Source organism: Zunongwangia sp. HRR-M8, assembly GCF_027594405.1.
Taxonomy (GTDB): Bacteria; Bacteroidota; Bacteroidia; order Flavobacteriales; family Flavobacteriaceae; genus Zunongwangia.
Map to the genome: position 1 here is coordinate 2,359,359 of NZ_CP115161.1, position 13,791 is coordinate 2,373,149.

Genomic DNA, 13,791 nt, shown 5'->3' on the forward strand with positions numbered 1-13,791 from the left:
CAAGCCTAAGAAAATTAAATTTCAATTTTGAGTAAATATCTAATTCAGCTTCAACAATTTTAAATTAAATTCTGAAAACTCGAATAACTGCTAATTTTATAATTCACTAATTTTTACAGACTTTTTCTTTGCTATTCTTTATATTTAAGAAATAAATTAATTAAACTCTATTTTCACTAAAATGAAAAAATCTAAAATAATCGCACTAATTTTATTCGGAATTGGATATTCTAGCATCGGTTTTTCACAGATTGATGCTCCTACTACTCCACCTGAGGAATCTCCAATGCCTATGAAACCTGAAATGACTGAAATTTGGGAGCCACAGGTAGAAAAAATTACTCCGGGAGAAAAGCCGGGCGATGCACCTTCAGATGCGATTATACTTTTTAATGGTAAGAATTTAGACCAATGGGTAAGCCAGAATAATACCGAGAAATCAGCACCATGGGCTATAAAAGATGGTTATTTTGAGGTAGTGCCGGGAACAGGAGGCATACAAACCAAAATGAAGTTTGGCGATGTGCAAATTCATATTGAATGGAGTGCACCAGATAAAGTTGAAAATTCTGGGCAAGGCCGTGGAAATAGTGGTTTATTTCTTCAGAATAGATACGAACTACAAATTTTAGATTCTTACAATAATCGCTCTTACAGCAATGGGCAGGCTGGTAGTATTTATAAAGATGCGCCGCCTTTGGTTAACGCCATGCGCTCTCCTGATAAATGGAATGTTTACGATGTGATCTACACTGCACCGCGTTTTAGAGATGGTAAATTAGATCAAAAAGCTAAGATCACCGTGCTACACAATGGTGTGGTTGTTCAAAACAATACTACGATCCAGGGATTAACTTTATATATTGGATTACACAACTATCCAGAAGCTCATGAAGAAGATGTAATTGCTTTGCAGGATCACGGCACAAAAGTTCAGTTTAGGAATATTTGGGTGAGAAAATTATAATCAGATATATCGATTTTCAGCAAACAGATCCGGCTATATTTTTAGTCGGATTTTTTTAGGAGTAGAATTTTGGTAAGCTAGATGCTTAGTATTTTGGAGCGGTAGAACTATTTTTTTTGAATTATAAAAGAGTGTCATTTCGAGTGATTTTGATTTAGCGTCAGCGGAATCAAGATTGTATCGAGAACATTTTAACTACCAACTGAAAAAGACTTCTAGATACCGCAAATCTTTCCGTTTCAATACAAAATTTGATAATTGCTCCCTGTTTATTGAAGATTGCCAACTGAGACTGCTCACTGCATACTGAATCACTGAACTTCACCCTTCAAAATCTCCCAAACATTATCGGCTAAAATTTGTTGCCCTTCTGCTGTGGGATGAATGCCGTCTTGCTGATTCAATTCAGAATTACCGGCAACGCCTTCTAATAAGAAAGGAATAAGTTTTAAATCATATTCCCGAACCAGATCAGGGAAAAGTGAGCGGAATTCAGCAGTATATTCTTCACCCATATTTGGCGGAATTTGCATCCCGGCCAATATAATTTTTACTTCAGGATTCTTCTCTCTTGCGATTTTTATGATTTCTTCTAAATTACTTTTTGTTTCATCTAAAGACACGCCACGTAAACCATCATTCGCACCTAACTCAATGACTAAAACAGCTACATTTTGCTTCAACACCCAGTCTAATCGGTTAAGGCCACTTGCTGTAGTTTCTCCACTCAATCCGGCGTTTACCACTTCAAAATCAATATGTAACGAATCTATTTTTTTCTGAATCAAGGCAGGATATGCTTCTGCCGTATCCAATCCTAAACCGGCGGTTAAACTGGTTCCAAAAAATAAAATTACCGGCGCTTTTTCAGTATTATTTTCTTCCGAAGCTACCTCTTCTGTTGTGTTTTCTTCTGAAGCTGGATCAGTTTGTTTTTTTTCATTTTTACAAGAATTCAGAAAAACAAGGCAAAAAATGGCTAATATAAGGGTACTAAGATTGGTTATTTTCATGTTCAATTTTTTCAAAAAAGAAATTTAAACAAGTTTAAGGGATAAATTTCAAAAGGTCTTAAAATCATTTCTTAATTTGTATGCTGAAAGCAAAAAGCCCCACAACATCCGATGGCAAAGATATTAAACGTTACTCATCTAGAGAAAAGCTACGATAGCGGAAGTAAAAAACTGCAAATTTTAAACGATATTAATTTTGAAGTTGAAGCTAAAGAAAGTTTCGCCATTGTAGGTCCTTCCGGAAGTGGGAAGACAACTTTACTAGGTCTTTGCGCCGGTTTAGACCAAATTGATAATGGTGATATTGAATTATGTGGAACAAAATTAAGCAGCCTTTCTGAAGATGAGCTTGCCTTGCTTCGGAATCAAAAAGTAGGCTTTGTTTTTCAGAATTTTCAGTTATTATCTACACTTACTGCGCTAGAAAATGTAGCTGTTCCGTTAGAATTACAAGGAAATAAACAAGCAACAGCAAAAGCGAAATCACTGTTAAAAAAAGTGGGTTTAGAACATCGCATGCATCATTACCCTTCACAACTTTCTGGCGGTGAGCAACAACGAGTAGCTTTAGCCAGAGCTTTTTGTAATGATCCTGAAATTTTATTTGCAGATGAACCTACCGGAAATCTGGATGCCGAAACCGGGGAAAAGGTGATTAAACTTTTATTCGAATTAAATGCCGAATTGGGAACTACTTTAGTGATCGTTACTCACGATATGGAATTGGCCAAAATGACGCAGCATATTCTAGAAATTAAAGGAGGAAAAATAGTTTCCGACCAAAAAACCGGAATCTAAGATGAAGCAAACAAACACTGCAAAACCTGGATTTTCGTGGTTGCTAAAAATGGCTTGGAGAGATGGTAAAGCCAGTAAACGTAAGCTTTTGCTTTTTATGGCTTCTATCGTTTTGGGAATTGCTGCTGTAGTTTCCATACAGTCTTTTGGTGAAAATCTACAGGATAATATCGCGTTACAATCCAAATCCCTAATGGGAGCCGATTTCACTATAGACATGAACCATCCGCCCAACGAACGGGTGACTGAAATTATGGATTCTCTGGGCATCGATTCTCGCGAAATAAGCTTTGCCTCGATGGCGGCTTTTCCGAATAAAACCGGGACAAAATTTATAAGTGTTCGCGGTATTGAAGGCGATTATCCGTTTTATGGAAAACTGGAAACGCAACCAGCATCTGCTGCTGAAAATTATCAAGATCAAAATGCTGCTTTAGTCGATGCTACGGTAATGCTGCAGTTAGATTTAGCGGTTGGCGATAGTATTAAAATTGGGGAAATTACGCTGCCAATTTTAGGCGAACTTAAAGAAGCTCCCGGCAGTTCTTCGCTTTTTGGTGCGATTGCTCCTCCCGTGATTATTCCGTTTGAATTCATTGAAAAAAGCGGACTTATACAAACAGGGAGTAGAATTGATTATGAGTATTATTTTAAAGCTGATAAAAATACAGATTTTGCCGATTTAGACGAAAAAATAGGGCCGCAATTAGACCAAGAAGAAGCCGATTTAGATACGCATTTATCCACTAGCGAACGCTTAGGAAAACGTTACGAAAACTTTGGTAAGTTTCTAAATCTGGTGGCTTTTATCGCATTGCTTTTAGGCTGCGTGGGTATTGCCAGTGCTATAAACATTTATATCAAAGAAAAACTAACTTCAGTAGCGGTTTTAAAATGTTTGGGCGCTTCTAAAAAACAAAGCTTTTTGATTTTCTTGATTCAGGTTGCGTTTATCGGACTTTTGAGTGGAATTATTGGGAGTATCCTCGGTGTCATTTTACAATATGCATTTCCATTTATTCTAGAAGGTTTATTGCCCATAGAAATCGCGTTATCCATTTCATATCGAGTTATTCTAGCCGGAATTGTGTTAGGAATTTTAATGTCGGTTTTATTTGCCTTATATCCGCTGGTTGGTACTTTATATGTCTCCCCGCTTCAGGTTTTACGCGTACAAGAAAATTCGAATTCAAGATCAAGAAAAGCGCTTATTGGAATTTCAATATTAATCGTTTTATTTCTATTTTTATTCTCTTTCTGGCTGCTTAAAGATTGGAAATATTCACTATCATTTATCGGTGGTGTTTTGGTAACTTTTGCCGTTTTAGCCGGTATTGCACAATTATTTATCAATGCAATTAGAAAGTTTTTCCCAGATTCCTGGAGTTTTGTTTCTCGACAATCACTTCGGAATTTATTTCGCCCTCAAAATCAAACTCTGATTCTGATCTTAGCCATCGGAATTGGTACGTTTTTAATCAGCACACTATATTTCACTAAAGATCTTCTTTTAGCACAAGCTACTTTGGATAACAACAATACCAGCGCTAATATGATTTTGTTGGATGTACAAAGCAATCAGACCAAAGATATTGTTGAAACTATTAAAAATCAAGATTTGCCAGTTTTAGAGGCAATTCCGATTGTGACCATGCGTGTACAGAATCTAAACGGAAAATCGGTAAATGAAATTCGGGAAGATTCCACTTCAACCATTAACCGTTGGATTTTAAGTCATGAATTTCGCGTAACCTACCGAGATTCTTTAATTGCTTCGGAAAATATTGAAGGTGGCGAATGGATTCCTGAAGTAAAAAACACTACAGCTACAGAAGTCATTCCGATTTCAGTAAGTACCAATTTCGCAGAAGATGCGCAGGTAAAGGTAGGCGACCTTGTGACTTTTAATATACAAGGAGTACTAATGAAAACTAAAATTGCGAGCACGCGATTAGTCGATTGGGGACGTATGCAAACTAATTTTTCAATTGTTTTTCCAAAAGGAGTTTTAGAAAAAGCGCCACAGTTTCATGTGATGACCACGCAGGTTCCGGACGCTGAAAAATCTGCCGAAATTCAGCAAATATTGGTTAAAAAATACCCAAATGTTTCGATTTTAGATTTACGACAGGTTCTTGGAGTTATTGAAGGCTTACTGAATAAAATTAGTTGGATTATTAATTTTATGGCTTTCTTTAGTATTCTAACTGGTATTATTGTATTGCTAGGTGCGGTAAGAACCAGTAAATACCAGCGCATAAAAGAAAGTGTACTACTTAGAACTATCGGCGCAAAAAGTAACCAAATACTCAAAATTGCCGCTTTAGAATATATTTATTTAGGTAGTTTAGGTAGTTTAAGCGGGATTTTATTATCCCTAATTAGTAGTTTATTATTAGCCTGGTTAGCTTTTGAAACCACTTTTATCCCATCTTGGATTCCGTTTGGAGTTTTATTCCCGGGAATCACAATACTGGTTTTAATTATTGGTTTGGCAAATAGCCGAAGTGTCATAAAAAACCCGCCGTTACAAGTGTTACGACGGGAAAGTGTTTAAACCGCAAATATGCCTACAAGGCATTTATTTTTTATTCTAAACGTGTTGTTGAATAATTTCCGGTAGGAGCTGTTTCAATCCACTTGCCTTCTATTACTTTTTCCTCATTGGTTCTATTATTTATCAAATAAAGTTTATAAGATACTTGACGTTTACGGAATTCTATTTCAGTTAAAAATTCAGATTCTCCGGCAGGAATTTCTAAGGTTTCCATGGTTTCGAAACCGTGGGGTTTGATGCTAACATTAGATTTATATTCATTCTTTTCACCATTAAAATAAATTTCACCTTCATAGATACTTGTAGGTACTTCTACGCTAATCGAATCATTCTTCAACCAAATAAAAGCGTCATTTTCTTCGCTTATAAATTGAGAATTTCTTTGTATATCGATGCCTCCAAAAGGTGAAAATGACATATTTTGAGGATTAAGAATATCAAATTTTCGTCTCATTCCGTTTCTGAAAAATAGTGAATCGCCATCTTCTTCCTGAAGAAAATATTCAATTTTATTAAACGTATAACCTTGAGATACTTTTTGATGTATATGGATTTCTTTAGTTTCTGTTCCAGAAGCTATTACTATAGCAAAATTGAAAGCTTCTTTTCTACTATTTTCGTCTACATGAATTTCTATCGAAGATGGATTTGCTCTAGAGATTTTGAATCCTCTATCAAGCCAATTCAATGAAATTGTTCCTAATTTTTCTAGCGATAAAATAGTATTTTCTCTAAGGATAGATCCATCTTCCGCATAAATATCTCCATACAGACTAACGTCACCATTTTTATTAATAACTTCTGAAATGTACCAATCAGCTTGTTTAAATGAAACTTCGGCGTCGCCTCCTTCAGCTTCTATTTCGATGTAAGTTGTAGAAGGCTGAATTTGCGAAATATTATCATCATCGCTACAGGAAAATAAAACGAAACTTAATAGGAAAATAAGTACTGGTAGACGGTTTTGCATGATTGAAGTAGAATTTAAAATACTATACTAGTATTGAAGTTGATGAATGATTTTTCAAAAAAATATTATAGATCAAACTATAACGTTTTAATATAAAATTTATTTTCTATTTCTGTTTTTTCTCGCTTTGACTGAAAAAATTGATAATTTTTACCGCTGAAGATTTTTATTCAACTGCCGTCATACTGCGCTTTATCCTGGATCTCATCATTTTTAGGATTTAAAGGATCTTAAGCTAAAATCGGTAGTTTATATGTTGAAGAAATTAATCGAAATATGCCCAATATGAATATTTCATAATTAAATCAAAAACTGAAGAGCATGAGACCTTGAAACGAATTGGAGTGAAGAAAAAGCAGGTCATAAAAAAACCTCTTACTTCAACTGAAATAAGAGGTTTTGAACAATATTTTTTAAATATTTACGAACGAAACGGCAAAGCTCGGTTAGGATAATCGGTGATTATTCCGTCTACCTTCCATTCTAAAAGTTGTTTCATGGCAGTGGTATCATTCACCGTCCATGGAATTACTTTCATTTCTTTTTGATGTAAAGAATCTATACTCTCTTTAGAAAGCATATTGTATTCCGGACTGTAAATTGCAGGCACAAAACCCAACTTCTTCATATTCGTATCAATCCCATCTTTATATACTAATGCTGACAGTTGATACTCCGGATGATTTTCGTGTAAATACTGCAAAATTCTAAAATCGAAACTTTGTAGTACAATTCGCTCTTTTGGAATTCCTGAATCTTCAATGGTCTTTATCACTAATTCTGAAAATTTTTTAGGCTCTGGATGGTATAAATTATCGGCACGCGGATCGCTTTTTAATTCGATATTATAAGAAAAATCGCCAGTTTTTTCAGACTTATAATTTTCAGCCATGTTGAAAACATCGTTTAACAATGGCTTGGTGACGTGTTGCTTTTCTTGCTCCGGAAATTTAGGATTTCCGATACTTCCACAATCATATTTTTGAACCTCAGCATAGGTATGTTGGTAAATATTAAAACGCATCGAATCTTTTTCTGCAATTGGTTTTCCTACAGAATCTAAACAGAAATCGCGGTTAAACCATAAATCGTGAGAAACCAATACCTTTTTATCTTTCGTAATTACCACATCCATCTCGAGTGTATTTACTCCAAGATCTAAAGCTTTTTTAAAGGCAGGAATAGAATTTTCTGGCATTAATCCTCTTGCTCCTCTGTGTCCTTCTAAATCGAAATCATATGTTTTTTCAGCACTATTTTCAGCTGTAGTTACTACTGTTGTCGATTTTTCAGTTGACTTATTTTTACAAGAGAAAGCCACTACCGCTAGGGCAAGTATCAAAATCTTTTTCATTATTTAATATTTTCAGTTATAAGTTCAACGCTTTTCTTATACACATTTTCCCAATCGTTAGAACGTAAATCGGAAGCAATTACATGGTTTCCTGCTTCCGGAAAAGCTACTTTTTCTTTTTTGGACTCTGGCGTTCCTAATTCAGCATACATCTTTAACATCGCCGGCACAGAAACGACCTGATCTTGCGCTTCTTCATTTTTATAATAATACCCTAGAAATACCGGGCAGGTAACTTTGCTAAAGGTTTCAGGCTTCATATTTTGCTGAAGCATTTTAATTAAGCCTATATAACCATTTACATGATAATCGGTAGACCAATATTTTGCTTCTTCTGCAGGACGATCTTGATGTTGCACTTCACCACCAATCTGGTTGATAAAGAATTCTTTACCACCAGGTTGAGTTATCGCTGCCATCGCCGGATTTTTTAATCCGATAAATGGAGAATACATAATTAAGCCGGCCAAATCTTTTTCTTCGGAAGCTAAAATTAAACTTAACGTACCGCCTGTTGAAGTACTTACTAAAAGTACCTTCTCTCCTATTTTTCTCCCGATAGCTAAAGCTTTTTTAGCTGAAGCAATATAGTTTTCTGGGGTTAAGGATTTGAAAGCATCTTCAGCAGCAATGCCGTGTGACTGTAATCTGGACATATACACATTCCATCCAAAATTTTTTGCGAGTTTAGAAACTACCGGTTCGCCTTCTCTACTACTCGCGCCAAATCCGTGTAAATACACAATCGATATTGGCGTTTTTTGGTACTTTTTTTCCCAAATAATATGTGCTTCATTATTTGCTTTCAAGGCGTTAACCTCTTCTTCTTGGGAAGTGATGTACTGATCTAATGTATTCAACGGAATTTTTTCTAATTGCTGAGCAATTACAGACACTAAATTCAGCAATAAAAATCCGATTAAAAAATACTTTTTCATTTTTGTTTGATTTAAAATTTAACTGAAGCTTGCACACCATAAAAACGTGGTGCTCCTGCGATAAATGTTGGAATTCCGAATCCTCCTCCGGTGTTACCACCATCGATTATATATTCTTCATCCAACACATTATTCATAAAGAAATTTACTTCGTATTTTTTATTAATGATTGTTCCTACTTTAAAGTTTAGCAAACCATAAGCATCTTGAGAAACTCCGGGTTTGTTAGTTTCTTCAAAAAACACTTTAGATTTATAGCTATATGAAGGTCGAACATATAAATCCATATTTTTAGTTATTGAAGGCTGATAATTAACACCAAGTGAGAATGAATGTTTAGGGGTTAATCTAAAGGTATTTCCTGCTAATTCTTGCTCGTTTCCGTTTTCATCTTCATCATCGAAGCTTGCATCAATGTAACTGTAGTTCGCAAAGAAGTTACTATTTCTAGCAAAAGCATATTGAAAAGCTGTTTCAAAACCATACGAGGTTGCACTACCACTATCATCTGGGTTGGTGTTTATACCAGTTTCAGGATCGAAAGTGGTTATTGAAGTTTGGAAGTGACGGTACTTGTACGTATACGCATTCACATCAAACTGTAAACGGTTATTTAAGAATAATGATTTAGCACCTACCTCGTAAGACCAAACACTTTCTGCTGCTAAGGTATTTGCTCCTGTTTCATCAATGTTAATTACATTAGGGCGTCTGCCTCTTGCAATGTTTCCAAATAAAGACAATTGCTTAGATGCTTCAAAATTAACAGCAAACCTACCTACTGTTGATAAGAAATTTTCACTTGCTTCTAGTCTTCCATTAGTTGGAGCAAATAAGTTGTTAGGATAGGTGCTTAGCAATGCGCCTATAAAACTTGGTGTTTCAGCATCTTCTACTTCGTAGCCGGCATTTATATTTTCCCAAGTTCCGCGTAAACCTAAAGTAAAAGAAAGACTAGGAATAACCGAATACGAAACATCTGCAAAAATATCTCCTGAATAATTTTTACCATAGTTGGTATACGATTCACGATTAGCTTCATTTAAGGGAGCTCCGGCTGCTTGACCAAAAGTATCTGGATCGTTTGGAATGGCTGGGAAGAATTGAGGAACACCATCTACCATAAATAAATCCTGATTACCGGTTAAATAACTTAAAATTAAAGCGCCATAACTTTGCTCGTTAGTGATAAGTGGCGCAGCTTGTGATCCGTCTTCAAAGAAAAAGTTTCCTCCAAAAAAGCCGTGTAGTTTATCATCTGCACTAAAATTGAAACGAACCTCTTGGCTAAATTGTTTTCCTTTGGCTATTTCATGAAAAAATAAAGCAGGAGCTGCGGTACCATCAGCATCAAAAGCTTCATCAGAATCGAATTCACGATACGCTGTAATCGAAGTGAAATCCCAATTCTCATTGATATGATGTTTTAAGTTTGCTGTAATGTCATAAACCGTACGATCTAAACCTAATTCTTTTCCTCGTTCTAAATCTGCAAAATGAGTTGGATTTGTATCTCCACCTACCGGTGCATAAGTCCCACTTTTAAAAGCCGTTCCCGGAGGAGTGTCGTGTTGCCAGTTGGCAATCACATCAAGTGTGGTATTCATCCCTATCATATATTTCAACGATCCTCTAAAAGCTAAAGTCTCTTTTCCGTTTAAGTCGCCTCCAGAAAGATTATCGATAAATCCGTCACGCTTGCTGTAAATTCCTGCTAGTCTTACAAATAATTTATCTTTAACAAGCGGAGTATTTACGTAACCTGTAGCTCTAAACTGATTGAAATTACCATAACCTAAAGTTAGCTTACCAGCATTTTCATTTTTTGCAGTATTGTTTATGATATGCATGGCACCAATTTCGGCACCACGACCAAACAATGTTCCCTGAGGTCCTTTTAATACTTCTACTCTATCAATATCGTAAAGTTCTACTACTGATCCTCTGGATTTACTAATAGAAACGCCATTTTGAAAAACCGATACTCGAGGCTCTACTCTAGAATCTCCGTTATCACTAGTAATTCCTCTAATTACAATCCCTGGGTTATTTGCACTTTGCAACTGAATTTGTAATCCCGGAACAAATTCTGAAAGTTGATCAAATTCTTGAACGTTTTGTTTTTGTAAAAACTCGTTTCCATAAGAAGTGATCGCAATAGGAACATCTTTATTTTTCTGCTCTCTTTTTTGTGCGGTAACCACTAAACCTTCGAGTTCGAAAGCCGACTCTTCTAATTTAAAATTAAGTGTAGTATTGGTATTTAGAGTCACTTCTTTAGTCAGCGTACGATATCCTATAAAAGAAACCTTTATCGTATAAGTTCCTTTATCTATAGCTTGAATTTGATAATCTCCTGAATAATCTGATGTTGTTCCTTTTGAAATTTCAGGAACAGTAATATTAGCTCCTGTAATAGGCTCTCCGTCTTCTGTAGTTATTTTTCCCTGAAGTTTTACACCATTTTGGGCATAACTAATATAACAAAAGAAAAACAGCACACATAAAGAATAAAATTTTTGCATAATGAAATTTGTGGTTTATAATTTTTACGCCACAAAAGTACCGGAAGCCCTGTTATTCCTAGATTTCCTTAAATTAAATTGTATATTATTATAATACCAGCTATGTAAATTTTATATTATTCAATAACTGTATATCCATTTACAAATGTTTAGAATATTTACGATAATTTAAGCTTCATATAAAAATTTAGATACAAGGACTAGTTGTATAAGCTTAACTAGACATATAGACAGAAAAAAGATTGCTATATTTAAAGAAGATTTTTGTAACCTTTAGGAATAAAAAATCGTCCAATTAAGAAATAGAATTTTAACATCAATCAAAATCATCAATCCATGACTAAAACCAACATCTTTACTGTTTTATTAATAATGCTGAATGCTGTGCATCTGTGTGCCCAGAATCAAAAACTTCAGCTAAACGAGCCAATTTCAGGAGAACTAAAAACTTCAGAAAGTTCTGACTCCTATCAAATCGCTTTAGATTCAGCCTACTTCGTGTATGGAAAATTAGAGCAAAAAACCATGGACGGAGTAGTAAAATTATATTCCCCAGAAAATAAATTCATCGAAGAATTTGATAAAGACGCTAAAGGACCCGACTTCTTTATGTTTAAAACCAAAGAAGAGGGGAATTACAGACTTGAAGTTGTGCCTTTCAAAAAAGATTCTGGTGAGTATAGCATAGAAATTTTAAAATTAGAACCTGTTGCCAAAACTCCAGAAGGGAAGGTCGATCAGTTATTAATTGGGTATACCGGAGATGTTCCCGGCGCTGAAGTTTTAGTCTTCAAGGAAGGAAAAACACTTTTAGAAAAAGCGTATGGAATGGCTAATCTTAGCTATAATATTCCGTTTAAAACTACTACTCCAACTAATATTGGCTCTACATCTAAGCAATTTACGGCAATGGCGATTATGTTATTGCAGCAACAAGGTAAACTGAACATCGATGATGATGTACGAAAGTATTTTCCAGAATTACCTGAATTCGATCAAAAAGTAACTTTACGCAATCTATTAACCCATACTAATGGATATCGAGAGTATTTAAACCTGTTTAGTCTTACCGGTAGCGATCTTACGTTACCAATTAGTGAAGAACAAATTATTAGAAGTATCCAAAATCAATCTGAATTACAAAACGAGCCGGGAACAAAATTCAATTATAATAATACTGCTTTTGTATTACTCAGTTTGGTGGTCGAGCGTGTTACCGATATGCCTTTCCCAGAATGGATGAAAGAAAATGTATTTAACCCTTTAAATATGAATGATACTCGGGTTAGAGCTTCTAACGACGAGATTATTCCTAATCGTGCAGCTGGTTACAAAATTGGTGATAACGGAAAATATGTAGAAGTTGAAGATTTGCAATACTCTCGGGGAGCAGGCGGAATTTATACAACCCTGCCAGATTTTAAAAAATGGATTAAAAACTTCAAATCTCATCAATTAGGAGGCGAGGAAATTTATAAAGCGATGACGACGCCATTTGTGCTGAAAAATGGAGACACGCTAGATTATGGATTCGGACTTTTTATCGATGAATACCAACATAAAGCAAGAATACAACATGGTGGCGCCGATAATGCGCATCGATCAATGCTCATGTATTTTCCTGAATTTGATGGCGCAGTTATAATGCAAAGTAATAATGCTGCTTTCAATAGTAATTCAATGGCTAATAAAATTGCTGATATTTATTTTAAAGAAGATTTTGAAAATACTACAACTAGTGAACCTGGTGATTATAATCTTAAGAAATTCGATAAATTAATTGGAGAATACGCATTAGACGAATCGCCAAATTTTATTCTTTCTTTTATGAAGGATGGTAATCGAATTTATACCCAGGCTTCAGGACAGCCAGAAATAAATCTTGTTCCTGAATCTGATTCCATCTTTAAAATTGCAGGAGTAGATGCTCGAGTTAAATTTCATTTGAAAAAGGACGGAACAGCAGATCATTTAACTTTGATGCAAAACGGCAATCATACCGCAACTAAAATAGCCTCAAATAATCCAGAAGATGAAGAATTTGTATACGATGTAACCAAATTCGAAAAACTTTTAGGTAAATATTCTTTAGAAGAGATGCAATCTTTTGTAATGAGTTTCATGAAAGACGGAGATCGAATCTATACACAAGCTACGGGTCAACCAGAAATAGATCTTATTGCAGAATCTGATTCGTTATTTAAAATAAAGGGAGTAAATGCTAAGGTGAAATTTCATTTAAACAACAACGGTACTGCAGATTCTTTAACATTAATTCAGCATGGAATGCATAAAGCACAAAAAATAAAAATTTCAGAAAATATCGATCTTATAGATTTTACCGGAAGTTTTTATAGTGCAGAAATTGAAACCGTATATCATATTCATTTAAAAGATGAAGTATTAGAAGTTTCAAGTTTTCTTTTTCCTGAAAATATTAAAATTGAATATCTTACAGAAGATACATTTTCCGGCGGATACCCCATTGAATCTTTAAAATACCTTCGGAATAATGACAATGAAATTATAGGTTTTGAAATAGACAACGGAAGAACAAATGGTGTAAAATTCGTTAAAATGAACAAAGATTTTTTTAAGTAAACTATCTCAGAACAAATGCATGAGACATTTATCAGAAAGAACTTCATTATTTCTAGGCAAGCCTCGGA

Annotated in this window: 9 protein-coding genes; 4 read left to right on the forward strand and 5 right to left on the reverse strand. The window is 34.9% G+C overall.

From position 1 onward, the window contains the following. Positions 1-181 precede the first annotated feature (181 nt). Complete coding sequence (locus PBT89_RS10215) at positions 182-967, forward strand: 3-keto-disaccharide hydrolase (protein ID WP_270061811.1); 786 nt, start codon at positions 182-184, stop codon at positions 965-967. Positions 968-1,278: 311 nt separating this feature from the next. On the opposite strand, the gene PBT89_RS10220 is transcribed toward PBT89_RS10215, so the two are convergent. Next, the gene (locus tag PBT89_RS10220) at positions 1,279-1,980 is read right to left on the reverse strand and encodes an arylesterase (protein ID WP_270061812.1); all 702 of its coding nucleotides are present in this window, start codon (positions 1,978-1,980) and stop codon (positions 1,279-1,281) included. Positions 1,981-2,091: 111 nt separating this feature from the next. On the opposite strand from PBT89_RS10220, the gene PBT89_RS10225 reads away from it, so the two are divergent. Beyond that, positions 2,092-2,778 (forward strand): ABC transporter ATP-binding protein, encoded by a 687-nt coding sequence (locus PBT89_RS10225; RefSeq protein WP_270061813.1) that lies wholly within the window; start codon positions 2,092-2,094, stop codon positions 2,776-2,778. A gap of 1 nt (position 2,779) precedes the next feature. Beyond that, positions 2,780-5,335: an ABC transporter permease gene (locus PBT89_RS10230; RefSeq protein ID WP_270061814.1), complete on the forward strand. Its 2,556-nt coding sequence runs from the start codon at positions 2,780-2,782 to the stop codon at positions 5,333-5,335. 31 nt (positions 5,336-5,366) lie between these two features. Here the strand turns inward: PBT89_RS10230 and PBT89_RS10235 are convergent, their stop codons facing one another. From PBT89_RS10235 to PBT89_RS10250, 4 genes are all read right to left on the reverse strand, one after another. Continuing rightward, complete coding sequence (locus PBT89_RS10235) at positions 5,367-6,305, reverse strand: hypothetical protein (protein ID WP_270061815.1); 939 nt, start codon at positions 6,303-6,305, stop codon at positions 5,367-5,369. Positions 6,306-6,726: 421 nt separating this feature from the next. Beyond that, entirely contained in the window at positions 6,727-7,659 is a 933-nt protein-coding gene (locus PBT89_RS10240; RefSeq protein ID WP_270061816.1) for a glycerophosphodiester phosphodiesterase family protein, read from the reverse strand. Continuing rightward, positions 7,659-8,597: an alpha/beta hydrolase gene (locus PBT89_RS10245; RefSeq protein ID WP_270061817.1), complete on the reverse strand. Its 939-nt coding sequence runs from the start codon at positions 8,595-8,597 to the stop codon at positions 7,659-7,661. The genes PBT89_RS10240 and PBT89_RS10245 overlap by 1 nt, the downstream gene beginning before the upstream one ends. Positions 8,598-8,608: 11 nt before the next feature. Then, positions 8,609-11,122 carry a TonB-dependent receptor gene (locus tag PBT89_RS10250; RefSeq protein ID WP_270061818.1) on the reverse strand — a complete coding sequence of 838 codons (2,514 nt, stop codon included), beginning with the start codon at positions 11,120-11,122 and terminating at the stop codon, positions 8,609-8,611. Between the two features lie 336 nt (positions 11,123-11,458). Here PBT89_RS10250 and PBT89_RS10255 point away from each other — a divergent pair, with 336 nt between their 5' ends. Beyond that, entirely contained in the window at positions 11,459-13,723 is a 2,265-nt protein-coding gene (locus tag PBT89_RS10255; RefSeq protein ID WP_270061819.1) for a serine hydrolase domain-containing protein, read from the forward strand. Positions 13,724-13,791: the final 68 nt, after the last annotated feature.

Bases quoted from the DNA above. Each gene is read 5' to 3' on its own strand.
- PBT89_RS10225 (WP_270061813.1), top strand. From the start codon at position 2,092: ATGGCAAAGATATTAAACGTTACTCATCTAGAGAAAAGCTACGATAGC.
- PBT89_RS10250 (WP_270061818.1), bottom strand. From the start codon at position 11,122: ATGCAAAAATTTTATTCTTTATGTGTGCTGTTTTTCTTTTGTTATATT.
- PBT89_RS10220 (WP_270061812.1), bottom strand. From the start codon at position 1,980: ATGAAAATAACCAATCTTAGTACCCTTATATTAGCCATTTTTTGCCTT.
- PBT89_RS10240 (WP_270061816.1), bottom strand. From the start codon at position 7,659: ATGAAAAAGATTTTGATACTTGCCCTAGCGGTAGTGGCTTTCTCTTGT.
- PBT89_RS10245 (WP_270061817.1), bottom strand. From the start codon at position 8,597: ATGAAAAAGTATTTTTTAATCGGATTTTTATTGCTGAATTTAGTGTCT.
- PBT89_RS10230 (WP_270061814.1), top strand. From the start codon at position 2,780: ATGAAGCAAACAAACACTGCAAAACCTGGATTTTCGTGGTTGCTAAAA.
- PBT89_RS10255 (WP_270061819.1), top strand. From the start codon at position 11,459: ATGACTAAAACCAACATCTTTACTGTTTTATTAATAATGCTGAATGCT.
- PBT89_RS10235 (WP_270061815.1), bottom strand. From the start codon at position 6,305: ATGCAAAACCGTCTACCAGTACTTATTTTCCTATTAAGTTTCGTTTTA.
- PBT89_RS10215 (WP_270061811.1), top strand. From the start codon at position 182: ATGAAAAAATCTAAAATAATCGCACTAATTTTATTCGGAATTGGATAT.